At 51.0% G+C, this 19,290-nt stretch carries 20 protein-coding genes and 1 pseudogene; 14 read left to right on the top strand and 7 right to left on the bottom strand.

Annotated elements, in window-relative coordinates; genetic code table 11:
• Positions 1–494 (top strand): annotated as a pseudogene (locus V5T57_RS18925) (MBOAT family O-acyltransferase); the annotation flags it as partial.
• A gap of 14 nt (positions 495–508) precedes the next feature.
• Here the strand turns inward: V5T57_RS18925 and V5T57_RS18920 are convergent.
• Positions 509–1,906, bottom strand: a complete 1,398-nt coding sequence (locus tag V5T57_RS18920) for a glutamate--cysteine ligase (protein ID WP_332892826.1) — start codon at positions 1,904–1,906, stop codon at positions 509–511.
• A 373-nt stretch (positions 1,907–2,279) separates the two neighbouring features.
• On the opposite strand from V5T57_RS18920, the gene V5T57_RS18915 reads away from it, so the two are divergent.
• A complete protein-coding gene (locus V5T57_RS18915) occupies positions 2,280–3,803 on the top strand; it encodes an NAD-binding protein (RefSeq protein WP_332892825.1) in 1,524 nt (507 codons plus the stop codon).
• A 41-nt stretch (positions 3,804–3,844) separates the two neighbouring features.
• Here the strand turns inward: V5T57_RS18915 and V5T57_RS21025 are convergent, their stop codons facing one another.
• Complete coding sequence (locus V5T57_RS21025; RefSeq protein ID WP_442918242.1) at positions 3,845–4,534, bottom strand: ArsR/SmtB family transcription factor; 690 nt, start codon at positions 4,532–4,534, stop codon at positions 3,845–3,847.
• A 255-nt stretch (positions 4,535–4,789) separates the two neighbouring features.
• Here V5T57_RS21025 and V5T57_RS18900 point away from each other — a divergent pair, with 255 nt between their 5' ends.
• The 4 genes from V5T57_RS18900 to V5T57_RS18885 all read left to right on the top strand — a co-directional run bounded on the left by V5T57_RS18900 (position 4,790) and on the right by V5T57_RS18885 (position 7,723).
• Positions 4,790–5,410, top strand: a complete 621-nt coding sequence (locus tag V5T57_RS18900) for a class I SAM-dependent methyltransferase (RefSeq protein WP_332892824.1) — start codon at positions 4,790–4,792, stop codon at positions 5,408–5,410.
• A 69-nt stretch (positions 5,411–5,479) separates the two neighbouring features.
• Positions 5,480–6,310: a sterol desaturase family protein gene (locus tag V5T57_RS18895; protein WP_332892823.1), complete on the top strand. Its 831-nt coding sequence runs from the start codon at positions 5,480–5,482 to the stop codon at positions 6,308–6,310.
• A 3-nt stretch (positions 6,311–6,313) separates the two neighbouring features.
• Entirely contained in the window at positions 6,314–6,973 is a 660-nt protein-coding gene (locus V5T57_RS18890) for a TVP38/TMEM64 family protein (protein WP_332892822.1), read from the top strand.
• Positions 6,974–7,126: 153 nt separating this feature from the next.
• Entirely contained in the window at positions 7,127–7,723 is a 597-nt protein-coding gene (locus V5T57_RS18885) for a glutathione S-transferase N-terminal domain-containing protein (protein ID WP_332892821.1), read from the top strand.
• Positions 7,724–7,815: 92 nt separating this feature from the next.
• Here the strand turns inward: V5T57_RS18885 and V5T57_RS18880 are convergent, their stop codons facing one another.
• From V5T57_RS18880 to argB, 4 genes are all read right to left on the bottom strand, one after another.
• On the bottom strand, positions 7,816–8,163 hold the full coding sequence (locus tag V5T57_RS18880; protein ID WP_332892820.1) for a nucleotidyltransferase family protein: 348 nt from the start codon (positions 8,161–8,163) through the stop codon (positions 7,816–7,818).
• Positions 8,164–8,309: 146 nt separating this feature from the next.
• Complete coding sequence (locus tag V5T57_RS18875) at positions 8,310–8,687, bottom strand: XdhC family protein (RefSeq protein ID WP_332892819.1); 378 nt, start codon at positions 8,685–8,687, stop codon at positions 8,310–8,312.
• Positions 8,688–8,703: 16 nt separating this feature from the next.
• Positions 8,704–8,892, bottom strand: coding sequence for a hypothetical protein (locus V5T57_RS18870; protein ID WP_332892818.1), 189 nt, complete (start codon positions 8,890–8,892; stop codon positions 8,704–8,706).
• 238 nt (positions 8,893–9,130) lie between these two features.
• Positions 9,131–10,015 (bottom strand): acetylglutamate kinase, encoded by an 885-nt coding sequence (gene argB / locus V5T57_RS18865; protein WP_332892817.1) that lies wholly within the window; start codon positions 10,013–10,015, stop codon positions 9,131–9,133.
• 309 nt (positions 10,016–10,324) lie between these two features.
• Here argB and V5T57_RS18860 point away from each other — a divergent pair, with 309 nt between their 5' ends.
• The 8 genes from V5T57_RS18860 to V5T57_RS18825 all read left to right on the top strand — a co-directional run bounded on the left by V5T57_RS18860 (position 10,325) and on the right by V5T57_RS18825 (position 17,796).
• Complete coding sequence (locus V5T57_RS18860) at positions 10,325–10,924, top strand: TIGR04211 family SH3 domain-containing protein (protein WP_332892816.1); 600 nt, start codon at positions 10,325–10,327, stop codon at positions 10,922–10,924.
• A 7-nt stretch (positions 10,925–10,931) separates the two neighbouring features.
• Entirely contained in the window at positions 10,932–11,684 is a 753-nt protein-coding gene (locus tag V5T57_RS18855; RefSeq protein ID WP_332892815.1) for a DUF1538 family protein, read from the top strand.
• A 3-nt stretch (positions 11,685–11,687) separates the two neighbouring features.
• Positions 11,688–12,491, top strand: a complete 804-nt coding sequence (locus V5T57_RS18850) for a DUF1538 domain-containing protein (protein ID WP_332892814.1) — start codon at positions 11,688–11,690, stop codon at positions 12,489–12,491.
• An 18-nt stretch (positions 12,492–12,509) separates the two neighbouring features.
• Positions 12,510–12,869 carry a P-II family nitrogen regulator gene (locus V5T57_RS18845; RefSeq protein ID WP_332892813.1) on the top strand — a complete coding sequence of 120 codons (360 nt, stop codon included), beginning with the start codon at positions 12,510–12,512 and terminating at the stop codon, positions 12,867–12,869.
• A gap of 175 nt (positions 12,870–13,044) precedes the next feature.
• Positions 13,045–14,682 (top strand): electron transfer flavoprotein-ubiquinone oxidoreductase, encoded by a 1,638-nt coding sequence (locus V5T57_RS18840; RefSeq protein ID WP_332892811.1) that lies wholly within the window; start codon positions 13,045–13,047, stop codon positions 14,680–14,682.
• Between the two features lie 9 nt (positions 14,683–14,691).
• Complete coding sequence (locus V5T57_RS18835; protein ID WP_332892810.1) at positions 14,692–15,045, top strand: YajD family HNH nuclease; 354 nt, start codon at positions 14,692–14,694, stop codon at positions 15,043–15,045.
• A gap of 464 nt (positions 15,046–15,509) precedes the next feature.
• Positions 15,510–16,544, top strand: coding sequence for a hypothetical protein (locus tag V5T57_RS18830; RefSeq protein ID WP_332892809.1), 1,035 nt, complete (start codon positions 15,510–15,512; stop codon positions 16,542–16,544).
• Positions 16,545–16,860: 316 nt separating this feature from the next.
• Positions 16,861–17,796: a hypothetical protein gene (locus V5T57_RS18825; protein ID WP_332892808.1), complete on the top strand. Its 936-nt coding sequence runs from the start codon at positions 16,861–16,863 to the stop codon at positions 17,794–17,796.
• A 455-nt stretch (positions 17,797–18,251) separates the two neighbouring features.
• Here the strand turns inward: V5T57_RS18825 and V5T57_RS18820 are convergent, their stop codons facing one another.
• Positions 18,252–19,265: an ankyrin repeat domain-containing protein gene (locus V5T57_RS18820; protein WP_332892807.1), complete on the bottom strand. Its 1,014-nt coding sequence runs from the start codon at positions 19,263–19,265 to the stop codon at positions 18,252–18,254.
• Between the last annotated feature and the right edge of the window lie 25 nt (positions 19,266–19,290).

Below are 19,290 nucleotides of genomic sequence, written 5' to 3'. Positions count from 1 at the left end.
TTACCCGTAGTCTGTTTCTTACATGGGCCATTATGGGCCTTTGGCATGGGGCGGCCTGGACATTTGTTCTATGGGGTTTGCTGCATGCCATTTGGATTTTTGCGTATCGGAATGGACGCCAAGTCGTCAAACACTGGTCCTATCCCATACGCCATGTGGCGGGGTGGTTAATCACGCTACCTGTGGTCATGCTGAGCTGGATTCCCTTTAGGGCGGAAAGCCTGGAACAGACATGGACCCTTTATAGCCATCTTTTTCAACCCAGCCGCTATCTGTGGCTGGGTATGCGTGAAAACAACTATCTGGTCACAGCGCTGGTACTGCTGGGTTTTTTACTCAGCTATGGGGTCAGCCACCATATTTGGCCCTATCTGACACAACGTAGCTGGCCGATTATTCCAAAGATACTGGAGACCATCATGCTGGCTGTAATCATGGGTTTGGTCTTTATTTTTCTAAGACCCATCAGCCAGTTTATCTATTTCCAGTTTTAGTGGGGCCCTCCACATCATGAGGACTTACTACACTCTGCATAAAAGGATTCAAACTCCTCTTCCCAGAAGATCGGCTCAACCGCACCTTTCCAGCGTCCTTTAAAGGCATCCAACAGCCTTTCAGCAGGTGTTTGGTTATCCTCAACGGTAATAAACAGGGGATCGAGGAAAATGGATTCATCACACCCTTTGGCGTTACGTTGGGCCTGACGATGCAGGCTAGCCCGTGCAATCTCCAGAATAGAGAGACCCAAAGCACGGAAACTAATCCCTTCCGGTGTACGGGTCTGTAGCCCCAGACGGGGTGCTTCCAGGTGAATACGGTTCCGCTCCTCTGGCACCCAACGTTTAACCCGATCCCAGGCCGCCAATAGCGCGGCATCATCATGCAGCAGACCTTTCCATAACGCTGGCAGCGCACACAGTGTGCGGGAGTTACCAGCATCCGCACCACGCAACTCCATATAGTGCTTTAAGCGTACATCCGGGAACAGTGTGGACAGGTGGGTCTCCCAATCTGCCACCGTGGGGTACACACCCGGTTTAGCAGGGTGTTTACCCTCCAGATAGGCACGGAAAGGTATCCCACCGCCATGTCCATACACCCCATCTTCCAACAAGAACAACATGGGGCAGTCCAGGGCGTACTCCACATACCGGGCAAAACCAAAATCGTCATCAAACACAAACGGTAACCAACCACACCGATCTGGATCTGTAAAACGCCAGATCTCAGCCCGGTAAGAGAGAAAACCGTTGGGTTTGCCATCCACAAAGGGGGAGTTGGCAAATAGGGCGGTGGTCAGGGGTTGTAGTGCCATGGCCAGACGGAACTTGTTGATCATGTCCGTTTCACTGGCAAAGTCAAAATTGGCCTGGACCGTACAGGTACGGGCCATCATATCCAGACTTAAATGCCCTTTAGTGGGCAAATACTCACGCATAACCCGGTAACGCCCCTTGGGCATCCAGGGAATATCTTTAAAGGGCCATTTGGGCTGCACACCCAAACCGGTAAACGCGATATCCAGATCCCGACACACTTCACCAAGCTGGTTTAGGTGCTCATTAATCTCATCTTGGGTCTGGTGAATGGTACTTAAAGGAGCGCCTGAGAGTTCCAGTTGACCACCAGGCTCCAGGGTAACCGAAGCACCATCTTTGATCAGTGCAATCACATGACCGGCTTCCTCTACCCGTTGCCAGCCATAGCGGTCTGCCATGTTATGCAATAGGCGCCCAATACCCGCCTCCCCTTCATAGGGAATAGGCGTAAGGTCTCGCTTACGAAAGCCAAATTTTTCATGCTCGGTACCAACACGCCACTGCTCTTTAGGTGTACAGCCTGCCTCCATGTAGGAAACCAGCTGGTCAAACCGGGTAAGCGGAGTTGAGGAATCGAAGGCACTCATGAAAGTCACGCTCGTTGCCACCTTTTACTTTTAGAAAAAGGTGTTTCAATAAAATTGGCAGCCGCTTTGTCATACTCTGGCGATAAAGGGCCGTTTATGGTCCTAGAAAACTAGCCACACTTTACCTCTGTTAGCGGTTTAACGCCAGTCCAACCCGGTAAATGGGGTTTATTCGGCACGCTGTATAAAGGGGGGGGGCATCCAAACACTTTTCAATACTTGAGCATCTCTCCTGTAGTACCGAAAAAAGTGTGTATGCCTATAGATAAGGGCATAAGATGTGCTAGGTATAGAAGAGTCTATTCTTACGGGTTGGGGTGCCAGATGTGGCTTACCCCTGGTGGTCTCCCTTTTTCATAGGGTATCTCCCTACATGGCCTACCAACGTCGTAAACGCGGTCGTATTAAATCCATCTTCTATCATCTACTGGAAGATCCTACCAGCCGTGCCAGAAATGCTTTTAACATCTTGATGATGTTGATTGTTATTGCTTCTTTAACAGAAATGGCTCTGGAATCTGACCCCAACCTGACCTTTGAAGAGCGGGCTTTTTTTGATTTTCTAGAAACCGCCTTTAGCGTCATCTTTTTGATCGAATATATGTTGCGTTGGTGGGTTTGCAGCGACTTTACCCTGGATTTTGATGAAGCTTTTCAACGGGAGCGTCGCCGGAGTCATCGACATAAAACCTATTTGGCCATGTTCCGGGCACTACGCACGGCGATTATGTTCAAAGTGCGTTGGATGCGCCAACCCCTCTCCATTGTGGATCTGTTGGCCATTTTACCCATGTTCCGTGCCTTCCGCTTATTGCGGGTGTTACGGGTATTACGGGTTCTTAAACTGTTCCGCTACTCTAAGCGGTTAACTTTTTTCAGTAACATCATTACCGAACGTGCCTTTGAACTGACCTCGCTGTTTACCATTTCAGCCGTTGTGTTTGGCATGGTCTCCCTTGCCTTTTTTGTGGTAGAGCGGGGTCATAACCCTGATATTACCAACTTATGGGAGGCGCTCTATTGGACCATTATTACCATTACCACGGTGGGCTATGGGGATATCACCCCTGCTACCGATGCCGGTCGCATGGTTGCCATAACCGGTACCCTGGTCGGCATGTGGGTTACGGTTTTAATGACCTCCATTATTGTCTCGGCCCTGTCAGAGCGGATTTTTGAGTTGAAGGAGCAACGTATGGAGCGGCAGGTAGAGAAACTCCGTGATCACTTTATTGTGTGTGGACTAAACCTTACCGGTCAGGCGATCTGCCGCACACTGCAAGCTGAGGGGCGCTCATTTTGTGTGGTTGAGCAGAAACAAGATTTGGTGGATGACGCCATCCGCAAAGGTTGGACCGCCATTATGGGGGATGTCTCCGATGAGGAGACCTGGAACCGTATGGGTTTAACACGTGCCCGCGGTGTGGTTAGTGCCATTGATAATGAAGCCACCAATGTCTATATGATTCTCACCATCCGAGAAAGCCGGGAGGATTGTTATATCATTGTCGCTGCAGGTAGTGATGCATCGGTCAAACGGTTAATGAAGGTAGGTGCAGACCGCGCCATCTCCCCCTCGTTTGATGGTGGTCAGTATATGGCTTATACCGCCTTACGCCCTACCGCTTTACGCTTTTTTGATTTGGCCCTGCGACGGGACCATGTGGATCTGGAAATTGAAGAGCTGTTGGTCCCTAAAGCATCCAGTTTCTGCAATATGAGCTTGGGGGATTCCCGCATCAGCCATATTTACGATGTCATTGTCATGGGTTTTGTACGGGATACCGAAATGCATTTTAAACCCCATGATGACTTTATCATCCATGGGGACGATATTCTGATCTGCACCGGTCATGTGGATGATTTGGAGCGGCTCAAGCGGGCTTTAAAGGATTAAAACACAGCGCATAGGGTTTTGAAAAAACGATACCTGGTCTGTTAATGCACGGGGTCGTCGCTTGGGTTTGCCCCTTCCACAGGCAGGCCAGCCAATCGCCACTCGGGCATGCCATCCTGAAGACGGCGTGCTTTGATCCCTTTAGCGCGAAGAATGGCGACGGTCTCAAAGGACAACACACAGTAGGGACCTCGACAATAGGCCACCACCTCCTGCCCGCTGGGCAGTTGCGCCAGACGTGCCTCAAGCTCCTTTAGGGGAATATTAATGGCGCCGGGTAAATGACCCGCAGCATACTCCTCAGGTGGGCGAACATCCAATACCGTAACACTACCCTCGCGTGCCCGAACCAACAGCTCATCAACGGGCATCGGCTCCATGGCATCACGACTGGTCAAATAGGCTGCGATCAAGCGGTCCATTTCGGCCAAATGATCCTCGGCCAAGGCTTGGATTAAAGAGATCAACGCAATGACCCGCGTATCCGAAAGCCGATAATAAACTTTCTGCCCCTCTTTACGGTTATCCACCAAACCTGCTTGCCGCAACACTTGTAGATGTTGGGAAGTATTTGCCACAGAGAGCTTAGAGACCCCCGCCAAGGCATCCACTGTACGCTCTCCCTGTGCTAAAAATTCCAACAGTTCCAGCCGGTGTCCGTTGGCCAGCGCTTTGCCAACACGGGCAAGCTGATCAAAGATTTGTGTTTTATAGGGTTTGTTGGTTTCCATATCGCTTCAACCGGCATCCATTGTGAAAGTACCATGCCCACAAGCCTGTGACTGTTGGGTCGCCTACTTGCAAGCCATCATAGGATGCACACCCGATGATAAACAGGCCTATTCGACGTAAACCTCTTTTCAAGCCTTTTACATTCAATTATTCTGTTGAATATAAATCCTTAAATACCACGTCTTTTCACCCAGCAACCCCAAACGAATGCCATGCATAACCCTGTCATATATGAAGCCTGGTACCAAACACCGATGGGCCAATGGGTCGGCGACCGAGAGACCGCACTCATCCGCACACTGGCGGATCTACAACCGGGGCAGAGCGTGCTGGATGTTGGCTGTGGTACAGGCTATTTTTCTCGCCGACTGGCCCAAGAAGAGAAACTAGAGGTTACCGGGCTAGATGTGGATCATGACGCACTACACCACGCCAAAACCTTAGCACCTCACCTTAGCTGGACACACGGCCGTGCCCAACAGCTCCCCTTTACAAACCACTCCTTTGACCACATAACTGCCATCACCAGCCTACCTTTTATGGATAACCCAGATCAGGTTTTACGTGAGTGTACCCGTGTCGCCCGTCACAGCATACTCCTGGGCCTATTCAACCGTCATAGCCTGCTGTATACACAGCGCCACCGCTTAAGGAGTTACCAAAAAGCCCGTTGGTACACACCACAAGAGATTACCAAACAGGTTGAAGTAGCACTTGGACCTCACCCAAACTGGCAGGTTGGCGCCATGAGCTCCGCACTGTTCCTCACCCAACCGTGGACATGGGGCCGGTGGCTGGAAAGGCCTATTCCAGATCGTCTGCTCTGGGGTGGATTTTTACTGGTTAAGCTCATTCCTGTACAAGAATGCCATTGACAACATCCCCCACACCCTATATTCAACTAATCCATTGAATAAGATTTTTTGGAGGTGAAAGGGTGTACCATGGACGCACTTCTGAACCATGAAATATGGCTTCGGCTTAGCTTTTTCTTTGGTATTTTTGCCACGGTTGCGCTCTGGGCGTGGCTTGCCCCCAGACGCACACTACGCCTACCCAAATATGCCCACTGGCGCGCTAATCTTGGAATTATTGCACTCAACCCCCTAACCCTACGTCTTTTTTTTCCCACAGCCGCGATAGGGTTGGCACTCATGGGCCAAGCCCATGGGTGGGGCTTGCTGAATAACTGGGATATCCCCCCCACTCTGGCGCTGATTATGGGGGTTATACTGTTGGATTTGGCCATTTATACCCAACATGTGATGTTTCATACCATCCCCATACTCTGGCGTTTACACCGCATGCACCATGCAGATCTGGATTATGATGTCACCACCGGTGCCCGTTTTCATCCCATTGAGATGCTACTTTCCATGGGTATTAAACTGGCGGTTATTGCGGCCCTTGGCCCTTCGGCCGTCGCTGTCTTGATCTTTGAAGTTCTGCTCAATGCAACCGCTATGTTTAACCATGGCAACATTCATTTGCCAATCCCTCTCGATCGTCTACTGCGGTGGCTGGTGGTCACACCGGATATGCACCGTGCCCACCAGGCTGTACAGGCCCCTTTGGCCAATAGCAACTTTGGGGTCAACCTACCTTGGTGGGACCGGCTTATGGGAACCTATCTTGCCCAGCCACCGGAAGGACACCAACAGATGCCAATTGGTCTGGAGACTTTTAGGAACCCTCAGATAACCAATACCCTGCCCGACATGCTGAGGTTACCGTTTATACATAAAATCGGCGCCTACCCCCTTAATCGACGCTAGATCATGAAACCTATCGATAGCCGATGGCGCTTATGGGGTATAGCCTTACTACTGATCGCGGTTGCCATCACTTTATGGTGGGGCCAAACCCTGACGTTGGAAACCATCACCACCTGGATGGCAAACCTTGGTCCCATGGCATGGGTGGTGTTTTTGGTAATCTATATCCTGGCCACGATCCTATTTTTTCCCGGCGCTCTCTTAACCCTAGCCGGAGGCGCCCTCTTTGGTCCCTTTATTGGAACACTACTCAATTTGACAGGGGCAACCCTTGGGGCCCTATGCGCCTTTTTACTGGCACGCCACTTAGGTGCAGCGTGGGTTCAGCGCAGCGCTGGTTCACGCTTGGCGACCCTCATGAAGGGGGTGGCACAAGAGGGGTGGCGCTTTGTGGCCTTTGTGCGTCTGGTTCCGCTGTTTCCTTTTAATCTACTTAACTATGCCCTGGGGTTAACTGGCATCTCCTGGCTCAGCTATCTGCTGACCACTTGGATATGTATGCTGCCTGGTGCATTGGCCTACACATGGTTAGGCTATGTAGGGCGGGAGGCCGCCATCGGTGGGGAAGATTTGATACATCAAGCCCTATTGGCTTTGGGATTGCTGGCAACCGTGCTGTTTTTACCCAGATTTGTTCAACGTATTGGTGGGAAGAAAACCTAAAAAGCCCGCGCTTAAACATCCTAATCACAAGCTGGGGACACATTGGGGGACGATTCATACCAATACGGTCAGGTGGTAAAATTTCCGAAACCTTAGAGGCTAAACAGCCTCGAATAGAGAGATTTTATCATCTGCCATGCAAAGGAAAGATCCATGCGCCTGATCTACTCACCCACCTCCCCCTACGCCCGAAAAGTTCGTATGGTTGCTCTAGAAAAGCGTATTCCGTTGGATCTTCAAAGTGCCAACCCCATGGCCGATAACAGTACCATTACCCCACTCAACCCTTTGGGTAAGGTACCAACACTCATTATCGATACCACACACCAACTCTATGACAGTCCCGTTATCTGTGCCTATTTAGATGATCTAAACCGCACCCCACAGCTTATTCCCCAGGGGGATGCCCGTTGGCAGGTGTTGTGCCAGGAGGCCCTAACCGATGGTATGTTGGATGCCGCTCTAAGTATGGTCACTGAGCTCAAACGCCCCCTAGAAGAACAATCCCTATCATGGCTTAAGCACTGGCAGGCTGCCATTTTACGCAGTGCGCAACATGTGGAAAGCGACCTCAACGCCTATACCGGGCCACTTACCTTGGGACAGTTGGCACTGGGCGCAACGTTAGGATATTTGGATTTTCGTCTGCCACAGCTGGAGTGGCGTCAGGGGTGTACACAGTTGGCCGACTGGTACACCGAATTTGCACAACGCCCAAGTATGCAAGATACCCAGCCACCCACCACCTAAATGAGACCGCATCATCCACCCTGGATATCTTCCGGCCGGTCGATATCCAGGGTTGCACCAGCCATAGGCTGCACGGGAAAAAGATCACCCTGTCATAGAGACTTGGCACCACGTGGTCCAAATAGCTTGGTTAAGTGGTGAAAAGTCTCAGCCCTAAATAGGGCGGGTACACCCGGTGCCCCGTGATAGAAAGCACAGGCACACCCCTTGGGGTTAAACGCCCCCACCAGTTTCTGTAGATCACCTTGCGTCAGACCAACTTGATGCCCCAAGAGAATCAATATCCCCCGATAATGTTGGTCTAACAACTGCGCAATACCAAATACCAATGAACTTCCCAACCCCCGTTGCCACTGCGCATCATACAGAAGCTGCGTGGTTGAGAGTGTACCCTGTACCATGGCCTGGCTAAGCGTGTCATGCCAAGCCCCGGTGACCACATAGTGATGTGCGGTGTTAGCTGTTGTGCATGGTCCAAAGCGTGCTGAAGCAACGGTTTACCCACCAAAACGACGGCTCTCACCAGCGCCCATGATCAGGGTTGCCAACCTCATGCGACCATAACCTCACTGAGTGAACGGCCATTCTATTGATACAGTGCAGCGTGGGCCTCTGCCAAGATAGAAAGTGCCATACTCTCAGGCAACTCCCCACCGATATTCAGCCCCGCAGGACCACACAGAGGAGGGTGGAGATACTCATTCTGTAGACCTGCCACTTGTATCACCCACTTACGCCGATTGATGGGTCCGAGCAACGCCAAATAGGTGAGAGATTGCCCATTCAGTTGTACCAAAGCTTGAGCATCTAACGAAATATTGTGGCTCATCAATACGGCGGCATCCACCCGTTGGCTCGGTATAAAAGCAGGCCGTTGCATAACGGGCCCTTGCAACAGATGGTCTGCTTTCATAAAAAAACGTCGCTGCGCATTGGCTGGGCAAGGATCCCACACCGAGACCATCCAACCCAGTCATGGGCTAGGGATACAACCGGTCGGGCACCACCCCTCCACCCACCACCAAAAGATGGGGCACGGGATGGATGGGGGTGATCAACCAGGTTGCACCCTGTGCATGAACCAGAGCTGTTTTGGCCGGTGGCGTATGGGTTGCTTCAAAATCACAGGCAACCTGACCATCCTGTTGTGGGATCAATTGTCGGTACACACCAGATCCCCGCTGTTCTAGCTGTTGATAGAGCAGACCACGTTTATGACAACCAAGGTGTGATGTGCATCATAATATCTAACGTAAGGAAGGGTAGAGAAGATCCATTACTCTCCATTTTATGCCTATTTCTGCTTTTATGGCGGGTCGGGGCAACCGATCAGAATGACGGCATAAAAAAGGGGGCTAAGCCTTGAAAACAGGCTTAGCCCCCTTATGAGGTTTATTGGAGCGAGGATTAACGAATAACCGTACCGATACCACGGTCGGTGAAGACCTCAAGCAACAGTGCGTGCTCGATACGACCATCAATAATGTGGCTGGCATTCACACCACCCGCATGCGCCGTACGGCAGGTTTCCACCTTGGGGATCATACCACCGGAGACCGTACCATTACGGATCAACTCATCCACATCCCCTTCTAAAATTTGGTTCATCAGCTCACCATTTTTATCCTGCACACCGGGAACATCGGTGAGCAAAATCAGCTTTTCAGCCTGCATGGCGGTGGCGATGTGACCCGCAACAGAGTCGGCATTGATGTTATAGGTCTCACCATTCGCCCCCACACCCACCGGAGCCACCACGGGGATAATATCCGAAGCACGGAAGCGATCTAGCAGGTTGGTCTCAATGCGTTCCACATCCCCCACCCAACCCAAGTCAATGATCTCAGGTACCTGTACGTCAGGTCCCTTACGCACATGGGTACGCTTACGGGATTGAATGGTATGGCCATCCTTACCAGACAGACCAGCCGCACGACCACCATTGAGATTAATCAGATTTACAATATCCTTGTTCACCTTACCAGCCAGTACCATCTCCACCACACTGACGGTATCTTCATCGGTCACGCGCAGACCATCAATAAACTTGGGCTCTAGGCCCATACGCTGCATAATGTGACCAATTTGAGGACCACCACCATGAACAATAATGGGGTTAATACCCACTTGCCGCATGAGGATAACATCCTGGGCGAAGGCATTTTTCAGAGCATCATCCACCATGGCGTTACCACCATACTTGATCACAAAGGTCTTACCCTCAAACTCACGCATATAGGGTAGTGCTTCAATGAGAACTTTGACCTTATCCACCTGTTTGCGCATGGGCATGGTGTCTACTCCTGAAATGAACTTCGGCGTACCGGTTAGGTACGCTTGCCGGAAGGGAAGCCCTTCACTATACTCATTGCCACAGCCCCAGACCATAGGCGGTGGGGAAGCGGCGCATGAAAAAAGCGCTTAATTTGCCCCATTTTCCCATTGGATTCAAGCACGTATTATCAAACAGATAAATGCGTGCAAGGGCAAGCCGCCAAAAAACTCGGTTATACCGATTAACTTGTCACGGATATCTGCGTCATGGGCTCAATACGGCCATCGACTAAACCTATATTTTTGCTACTACTTGCGGTGTTTTTTATGCTGGGGTTCGCTCTTGAATCCTATGCGGCAACCCGCTATGTCACCGACGAATTTCGTATTATGATGCGTGGTGGCCCTGGCAATAAATACCGCATTCGCCAGGTTCTGAAATCGGGTGAAGGGGTCGAGATCCTGGAAAAAGGGGATCAGGGTTGGGATCGGGTACGTAGTCGTACCAGCCGTGAAGGGTGGGTGCTCCGTCGTTATCTCTCCGACCAGCCGGCTGCCCGAACACTGCTCGATCAAGCTATTGCCCAAAAAGATCAAGCGATCCGGGACCGGGACGGCTTGCGAGAACAGTTGGCTGAGCTACAGGGCCAATTGCGCAATCAGCGACGTCTTGAGTCTGAGCTTATGCACATTAAACGGGTCTCTAAAAATGCCATTGAGCTGGAAAAAACCAATCAGGACCTGGAACAGCGGGTGGCCACCCTGGAGCGTGATCTGCAGAATGTGACCGCCGATAAACGGGTACTGGAAAAGAGTGCCGAAACCCAATTTTTTCTTTCCGGTGCTGGCGTGCTGATTTTAGGTATGATTGCCGGTGCCATTATGCGTCGTCGGGGGAAACAGGCCCCGTACGATGCGTTGATGTGAGCTTGATATGTCCATTGCCCGCGCTTGGTTTGTACCACTGTTATGGTTAAAAGATGCCTTTCGGGATCTGCTACCTATCATTCTGGTTATTGCCTTTTTCCAAGGGGTTGTACTCCAACGCCCACTGCCCAATCCAGGTGATATCCTCACAGGCCTAATCATGGTCATGCTGGGGTTAACCTTTTTTGTACGGGGTCTGGAGATGGGACTGTTTCCCATTGGGGAAAACATGGCCCATAACCTCGCCTATAAAGGGAATGCTGTCTGGCTGATCCTATTTGCTTTTCTACTGGGTTTTTCTACCACGGTGGCCGAACCAGCCCTCATTGCCGTGGCCGCTGAAGCAGCCAGTGTGGCCGCCGGGGGTGGGGTGATTGAGAACAGCCAAGAAAGTATGGATAGCTACGCATGGGGGCTACGCTTAAGTGTCGCCCTATCGGTTGGATTTGCCATTGTGCTGGGGGTGGTGCGCATTATCAAAGGCTGGCCTGTTCACTACCTGATTATCACAGGCTATGTCATTGTGGTGGGTATGACCTTTATTGCACCCGACGCCATTATCGGTATCGCTTTTGACTCCGGTGGTGTCACAACCTCTACAGTCACCGTACCACTGGTCACCGCACTGGGGGTTGGCTTGGCTTCCGTCATCCACGGACGCAACCCTATGATTGATGGTTTTGGTTTAATTGCTTTTGCCAGTCTGTTGCCCATGATCTTTGTGATGGCCTATGGCACCATTATCATGGGGACGGGGTGAGCCATGGAACTGATCCTTGAACTGGGGAAAACCCTTTTCCAAACCATCTGGGATATCCTACCGATTCTGTTGTTACTGGTGGGTTTTCAGTTCCTAGTGTTGCGCAAACCCCTACCCCACGCCCGCAATACCATCATTGGATTTATCTACGTTCTGTTGGGCTTGGCCCTTTTTCTCTCCGGTCTGGAAAAAGCTTTGTTCCCCATCGGGAAATTAATGGCCACACAACTGTCAGACCCTATGTTGGTGTTTGGTTCTGAACAGGTACCGGATAATCCCGGTTGGTGGCGCTATGGGTGGGTCTATCTTTTTGCCTTTTTAATCGGCTTTTCCACCACCATTGCTGAGCCTTCACTGTTGGCGGTGGCCATTAAGGCACAAGAGGTCTCACGCGGTGCGGTAGAACCTTTTCACCTACGTATTGCCGTGGCCTTTGGTGTCGCGGTGGGGATTACACTGGGTACCTTTCGTATTGTCACTGGGCATGACCTGGTCTATTACATTGTAGCCGGGTACCTGGTGGTCATCGTCCAGACCTTTTTTGCACCCAAGATGATTATCCCCTTAGCGTATGATTCCGGCGGGGTAACCACCTCCACCGTGACCGTGCCCCTGGTGGCGGCACTGGGTCTGGGGTTATCGGCCACCATTCCAGGCCGTAATCCGGCACTGGACGGTTTTGGATTGATCGCGTTTGCCAGTCTGTTTCCCATCATGTCGGTCATGGGCTATGCTCAAGTGGCAGAGTGGCTTTCCAATCGTAATTTTAAAAAACAGCACGCTGCTCAACAGGATCAAGAATCCTGATTATGAAGGAGACATACCATGCAATTTAAGTTGATCGTTGTGATGTCCCGAACCGATCTAACCGATCGTATTGTTGATGCGGCCAAAGCAGCCGGCGCCACTGGCGCTACGATCTTGCCTGGACGTGGCACTGGTATTCATGAGGCACGTACCTTTTTTGGACTGACCCTGGATACTCAGCGGGATATCTCCCTGATGTTGGTTGAAGAACACCTGACCACACTCATCCTGGATGCCATCCACAAAGGTGGTGATTTTGCCAGCCCTGGAACCGGCATTGCCTTTGCCCTGCGGGTTGATGAAGTAGCCGGAATGGAGAGCCAAATTCCCCGCTTTAAGGAAGAGCTTGAAATACTGGAGAAGGAAGCCAAGAAATAAGGCGATTGGGCCTTTTACCCAAGGTTTTCTTCATGCTTCCCAAGTCATGCCATGGATCAGAAATCTCACCAGTTGCGTCTTTTGTTCCATGGCTCGGCTGATCACCCGACTTATTTGAACCCACCATGTTTGGGCGCAAAAAAGAAGGGGGAAACTCCACCTGAGGCCCGTGATCATGACCCGAGATACCCTACACTATGACATTGCCATCGTCGGTGCTGGTCCAGCGGGGCTGGCAACCGCCATTGCGGTTTTGCAACAAGCCAAACGGCAGCAGCAGGAAATTACACTCTGTATTTTAGAAAAAGCTGCCCGTATTGGGGGTCATCAACTCTCAGGGGCCTTGGTTGAACCCGATGCCTTGGATCAGCTGTTTCAGGATGATGCCCTCCCCTCAACCCCCCCTCCGATTTTAACCACGGTTAAACACGCCACCACGCAGATGTTAACGGCCAACCGAGCCGTCGCCTTGCCACACCCTAAAAAGTGGCACGATAACGGTGCCCACCTCTACGCCCTGGGTGCTCTCTGCCGTTGGTTGGCTGACCATGCTGAATCTCTGGGTGCAGAGATCTTTCCCGGTTTTGCCGCCGTGGATCTCATGCAGGATGGTGAGACTATTAGTGGTGTGGTGACCGGAGATATGGGTATCGACCGCCATGGTGAGAAGAAGGCCACCTTCCAACCGGGTATTAATATTCAGGCTAAACTGACTGTCCTGGCTGAAGGCACCCGTGGTTTCCTCACCCAACCTTTGATCGAACAGTTGGGGCTAAACCAAGGGTGTACCCCACAAACCTACGGGTTGGGCATCAAAGAGCTTTGGTCGGTCCCCAAAAGTGTACCGGGCACAACCCGGCACACCGTCGGCTGGCCTATGACCCAGTCCCATGGGGGTGGGTTTATCTATCACCTGCCAGAAAACCGTATTGCTTTGGGTCTGGTGGTTGGTTTGGACTATACCGACCCGACCTTTGACCCTTATGCCGCTTTTCAACGCTGGAAAAACCACCCAACCATTGCCCCTTTATTAAAGGGGGGCACAGCCATTGGTTATGGTGCCCGCACCCTTAGCCAGGGGGGGTGGATGGCCCTACCCAAGCTTACTTTCAACGGTGGTGTCCTAGTGGGGGATGGTGCGGGGTTTTTAAATCCTGCCCGGTTAAAAGGGGTTAAAGGGGCCATACACTCCGGTATTTTAGCGGCCAAGACATTGGTTCAGGCATGGAGTGATGGAGATGTCAGCCAAACCGGTTTAAGCCCATATCAACACGCATGGGAAGCCTCTGATCTGGCCAAAACGCTGCAGGAAGAGCGCAATGTTAGAGCAGGTTTTCGGGTTGGTGGTAAACTGGGGGGTATGGCCGTAGCCGCCCTGACAGGGTTACGAGCCAACGGGGAGAATGGTTTTTCTCTACGCTGGAAAGATCAGGACCGGGCGCGATTAAAACCATGGCCCGCCAACCAGACATGGCAGCATAGTGAGCCGCTCACAGAGACTCCAACCAGCCGGTCGGTGGAACAGGCCTTGGCCAGTAGCGGTTTGAGTTATGAGGAAGATCAACCTACGCATTTACAGTTGCGTGATCCAGCGCTGCCTGCCCGTAAAGGGGCAACCTACGGTTTTCCTGAATTACGCTACTGCCCTGCACGGGTTTTTGAGGTCAAACAAAGCGAGGACGGGACTATTCAGTACCGTCGTCATGGGGGCAATTGTCTCCAGTGTAAAAGCTGTGATATTAAGGATCCCTTCAACAACATTCGTTGGACCCCACCTGAGGGGGGCAATGGGCCAGATTTTCGAGATTTGTAGGAGTGTGATATGAGCATGGACGAGTTGCAAGGTCGCATCAGTAAACTTCTGAAATCAGGTGGTTACCGTGAGAAGGCACTGCGCATCTACCCCTGGGTATGTGGCCGCTGTCAGCGGGAGTTCAACCACAAGAACCTTCAAGAGTTAACGGTTCACCACAAGGATCATGACCATTTCAACAATCCTGAAGATGGCAGCAATTGGGAGCTGTTGTGCCTGTACTGCCATGATAATGAGCATGCTCGTATGACCGAAGCCCAAATGTACGGCAGCAGTGGTTTAAAACCAGATGAAGGACCCGCCGCAACCCATAACCCTTTTGCCGATTTAAAAGCGATGATGGAACGCCAAAATAGCGGGTAACATCGCACCTGATAACATACATCCCCCCCTGCATGATCCAACCGTGGCTGCCGTACTCTACCGTGGCTGCCGTACTCTACCGTGGCTGCCGTACTCTACCGTGGCTGCCGTACTCTACCGTGGCTGCCGTACTCTACCGTGGCTGCCGTACTCTAAGCCTCTGCATCCCAATTTCTCGAGCAACATCATGGATGCCAGCACACACCGACACAACACATCTTAATACCTAAAGACATATACAACCCACCCGGCCAATTAATCTTTACTCGCTCATACTCGGACCCTATATAACCATAATAACTATTTTGTATATCTTATATTTACAATTAACAATCCATTTTAAGGCAGGCCATAACACGCCCTTTCTAACATCAACCCATACACCTTAAGATTACTTCTTGTCTTTATTTTATTACTCATGATATGCATGGATACAATATAAATTTTACCAAAGGTGCGTTACGATGAGTTATGATTTTGATGTATCAGATGCCAGTGCCACACAGCAAATTAGCTTTGATTTAACAAAAGATGGTGTGCGAGAAAAGTTAAACCTCTGGCACAAGGCCTGCCGACCAGAAAGTGCGGACCATGCCATGCCACAAAAAATATTTGATATCTATAAAGAACAGGTTACAGATATTGAAAATGGCAGCGGTTCAACCTTTATCGTCATTTCAGAAACCATATCAGGGACCGGTCTACTGGGTACCGTTGCTGGCTTTTTAAAAGCACGGGCCAGTGACCCCGTAAGTGCAACGACCGAGGCTGATGCTGAGGCGGCTGAGTCGGAAGCCAGTGCTGTCGCTGAAGCCGATGCAACAGCAGGCATAGAAGGTTCTGAGGCTGAAATTGCTGTCGGCATGGCCGCAGGGGAAGATGCCGCAGCGGCGACGGCAGCAGCCTCCGCAACAACGGTGGCGATTGCAGCTCTTGGTGTGACAGCTGTTGTCTTTGGCGCATTGGCCCCCTTAATGTTTAAAGATGAACAGCAGCAACATTTTATTATTAACGACTCTGACTACAATTTTCTCTTTTCCCCCTTTACTGACCTATACAATCACCATGGCAAAACCGTTTTGATGCCAGCGACGGAAGAAGCAGGTACCATTGCCATTCCGGCACGAACGGCTGAGACCGTTTATGCCAACATTTTTGGGTTCCAAAAAAACGACTCCGCCCTGTTTGGTGCTGCAGGTGCCTACAAACTCACGAACGCTTTAAACACGAACGTTGAAACACCGACTGAGCACGACCTGAAAATCTATTACTACCAACCTGAAAATGGCCATAACGGTGTTGCCATTAGCGTGAATGATGGTTCCAACCTGGAGCAGTACTGGTCCAAATATGATGATCAAGACTCTTTGCAGGTCGATTTTACCGGGAACCATAAAATCCGAGTAAGAGCCATTGTAAACGACGCATCCGGTGGGGCTGGGAAAGTACTGATCTATATTATGAACGCATCAGAGGATGCCGCAGGAGATAACGTCTAAGTTTGCAGCAAGGCAAAAATTCCATAATCACTCTATTAAGATCAAACCATGTTGTGGTTCGGCCAACCGGTCGAACCACACTGAGCTCAAACCTAGAAACATGCCTGACAAACAGGTCGACCTGTCGATACCTGCTTACCCACCCCTTGCGTATGCATGGTTTTTTTTCTTCTCATCCGACTCTCGTGCAAACCTTTGAAACGTAGCGTGGCTCCCACGTCATACACTCAACTTAGCGGGCATAAAAATTTTCATTCGAACCTTGCCAATGGAAATATGTCTTATTCATGAGTTGAATACTTCAAAGGAGGTGAGCATGGGTCTGCACATGGATGCACATTCAACCCTTGGTGATGATCGTTATGATCATTGCGATAAAAGGCTACTTCGCGTTGTATCCTTTCAACGACTTATGCGACGTATGGGGCGCTGGTCCCATACCGATCCATCTAACATAGGATCCCCCAAAGATTTTACCCAACGGGTGCATGATCTACGTGAAGAGCTTGACCTACTTCATGAGATTGGGCTGGTCCTTCCCCATGTGGCCAACCTACATAACGGTCTTCATGGCGACCCCAAACAGTTCACCACCTTTGCCGATGCCTTGGAACTGGTCATCGATACCATCCTGGGACGTATCACCACCCATCGCGCTAACCGCTATAAAAGTGATGATCTCAGTGCCTACCTTGAACTGACTCTAAAAGAGCAGCGTTCGGGGTATCATGCTGAAAACCACGATCGTCTGCGTATTCTGGATATCCGTGCCCGACAGTTGGGCTGTGTCCTGACCGCCATGGCCACCATGATGATCACCCCAACCCAGTGGCGAAAACTGTTTATCTATGCGTATGGGGATGGTGGGTTACGCCGTTTTGTCCACTTAGAGGCCCAGCTAACCCGTGGTAAACAGTGGATTCCTGACTATCTCAGCCGTTTAGGCATCCGGGGAGATTATCTACTGGACCACTATTTGGAACACCATACCAGTGACCGTTTTCTAGCCGACACAGGTTGCCGAGCCTTTTTAGGGCGTATTACCCGCACTGGTTTTGATGATGCACGCTTTCTCTCTGAAGTACGCCGTGTCCGACAAACATACCTACACCATGACCATGGTTACCGTGAGTTTATCATGGGGGATGAAGGCCACTGGCAAGAGCGGGTGCATGGCGGGCTATCTGGTCAGGACTGGATTGCCCTGGTACCTTTTGATGGCATCAAATCCTCAAAAATCATCACACAGTAATAGATATTTGGACCTTCGGGTCCCTGAGCGTTCGCAACGCTCACTCTGTGAAGGGGGTCAACGGCAAGCTGGCCCCCTTTAACCGTCTAGAGCTATGGATTTTATTGATCTGTGTACACGACACAAAACGCTACGGGATCAACAGAGCCTCCCCCACACACCCATGGTGAAAAAGCCGCATGGGCAGACAGTCACGTAAGCTAGACCCCAGTTTTCCACCATGCACATCATTAAGAATACCCCCCCTCTGAAACCTCATAAAACACAGGGGACTTGATTGAGTTTTACCTTCTCTTTTACCCCAAAAAGATTAGGGCTTTACCCACAAAAAAAGGGCCTGGAGTCTGGCAGGACTCCGGCCCTCAATTCACGCCCACACCATCTCCACTAAGGGGGGGGAGGAAGAGATGGGGGGCGATGGCAACACTCTGTAAACAGAGTGTCAGCGCCATGCTTTACCGCAAAGATGCGGTCATACGTGACAGGTTGCGTGCTTCTATCAACAATTGGCCCACACCTGATAGATGACTACCGGGGGAAAGATCTAGAGCGCTTTTACCCGTATGATCCAAGAGAAATTGATTGGCCCCATGCTTAAGGAGCATCTGCACAGCATCCAAATGATCCCCCTTTGCCGCCAACATCAGTGGCGTCTGACCATCTTCATTACGCGTATTGATATCTGCACCGGCTTTAACCAATGCCTCAGCAATGGATGCATAACCACGATCTGCAGCCAGTGTGAGTGCGGTACAGCCACACGAGGTCTTTATGGAGAGATCTGCCTTGAGACGCACCAGACGGTCCACCAAGCTACTGTAGCCAGCATCTGTTGCCACCATCAGAGCGGTCATACCGTAGCGACCTGCGGCATCCACATCGGCACCAGAGGCCACCATCATACTGGCCATGGTTTTATGGCCAGCTTGAGCGGCCAACATGAGTGGGGTTTGACCATGGCCATCCTGATGATTGAGGTTAACACCATGACTGATCAAGAGAGTCATAACCCCTTCATGACCATAGCGGGCAGCCTCTGTCGCGGCTGAACGTCCATGGTTACTCTGGGCATCTTTATCCAGCTTGGAGGATTGCAAAAGCGCCAAAACCGCCTGCTCATGCCCCTCTTGTGCAGCTGTTATTAAAGCCGTAAAGCCGGACTGATCTTTGCGGTTGGGGTCGGCACCAGCCAGTAGTAGCTGCTTGATCACCGACCCATGGCCCTCCTGTGCGGCCCACATTAATGCGGTCTGACCCACAGAGCTGGCCCGGTTAAGATCAACTTTATTGGCCAACAGTGTATTAATCTGGCTGGTATCACCAACCATGGCAGCTTGGCGCAAGCTAGCAGCCATCGCTTTTTCTGTGGCAGCTTGGGCTGTTTGCGTCACGGTTAAACATGCTGCAGTCAACGCCATAACCACCACACCGGTTCGATAACGGGCTTTTAGTCTTTTATAGGCTATCATCTGCTCATCCCCTGCTTTCGCTATC

Origin of the sequence: Magnetococcus sp. PR-3 (assembly GCF_036689865.1) — a bacterium.
In the GTDB taxonomy this organism is placed as follows: Bacteria; Pseudomonadota; Magnetococcia; order Magnetococcales; family Magnetococcaceae; genus Magnetococcus.
The sequence above is the reverse complement of the archived record's forward strand: the minus strand, read 5'-3'. Positions and strand labels throughout refer to the sequence as shown.

Bases quoted from the DNA above. Each gene is read 5' to 3' on its own strand.
- V5T57_RS18840 (WP_332892811.1), top strand. From the start codon at position 13,045: ATGACCCGAGATACCCTACACTATGACATTGCCATCGTCGGTGCTGGT.
- V5T57_RS18820 (WP_332892807.1), bottom strand. From the start codon at position 19,265: ATGATAGCCTATAAAAGACTAAAAGCCCGTTATCGAACCGGTGTGGTG.
- V5T57_RS18855 (WP_332892815.1), top strand. From the start codon at position 10,932: ATGTCCATTGCCCGCGCTTGGTTTGTACCACTGTTATGGTTAAAAGAT.
- V5T57_RS18825 (WP_332892808.1), top strand. From the start codon at position 16,861: ATGGGTCTGCACATGGATGCACATTCAACCCTTGGTGATGATCGTTAT.
- V5T57_RS18915 (WP_332892825.1), top strand. From the start codon at position 2,280: ATGGCCTACCAACGTCGTAAACGCGGTCGTATTAAATCCATCTTCTAT.
- argB (WP_332892817.1), bottom strand. From the start codon at position 10,015: ATGCCCATGCGCAAACAGGTGGATAAGGTCAAAGTTCTCATTGAAGCA.
- V5T57_RS18895 (WP_332892823.1), top strand. From the start codon at position 5,480: ATGGACGCACTTCTGAACCATGAAATATGGCTTCGGCTTAGCTTTTTC.
- V5T57_RS18920 (WP_332892826.1), bottom strand. From the start codon at position 1,906: ATGAGTGCCTTCGATTCCTCAACTCCGCTTACCCGGTTTGACCAGCTG.
- V5T57_RS18885 (WP_332892821.1), top strand. From the start codon at position 7,127: ATGCGCCTGATCTACTCACCCACCTCCCCCTACGCCCGAAAAGTTCGT.
- V5T57_RS18860 (WP_332892816.1), top strand. From the start codon at position 10,325: ATGCTGGGGTTCGCTCTTGAATCCTATGCGGCAACCCGCTATGTCACC.
- V5T57_RS21025 (WP_442918242.1), bottom strand. From the start codon at position 4,534: ATGGAAACCAACAAACCCTATAAAACACAAATCTTTGATCAGCTTGCC.
- V5T57_RS18875 (WP_332892819.1), bottom strand. From the start codon at position 8,687: ATGGTCTCGGTGTGGGATCCTTGCCCAGCCAATGCGCAGCGACGTTTT.
- V5T57_RS18835 (WP_332892810.1), top strand. From the start codon at position 14,692: ATGAGCATGGACGAGTTGCAAGGTCGCATCAGTAAACTTCTGAAATCA.
- V5T57_RS18890 (WP_332892822.1), top strand. From the start codon at position 6,314: ATGAAACCTATCGATAGCCGATGGCGCTTATGGGGTATAGCCTTACTA.
- V5T57_RS18845 (WP_332892813.1), top strand. From the start codon at position 12,510: ATGCAATTTAAGTTGATCGTTGTGATGTCCCGAACCGATCTAACCGAT.
- V5T57_RS18900 (WP_332892824.1), top strand. From the start codon at position 4,790: ATGGGCCAATGGGTCGGCGACCGAGAGACCGCACTCATCCGCACACTG.
- V5T57_RS18830 (WP_332892809.1), top strand. From the start codon at position 15,510: ATGAGTTATGATTTTGATGTATCAGATGCCAGTGCCACACAGCAAATT.
- V5T57_RS18850 (WP_332892814.1), top strand. From the start codon at position 11,688: ATGGAACTGATCCTTGAACTGGGGAAAACCCTTTTCCAAACCATCTGG.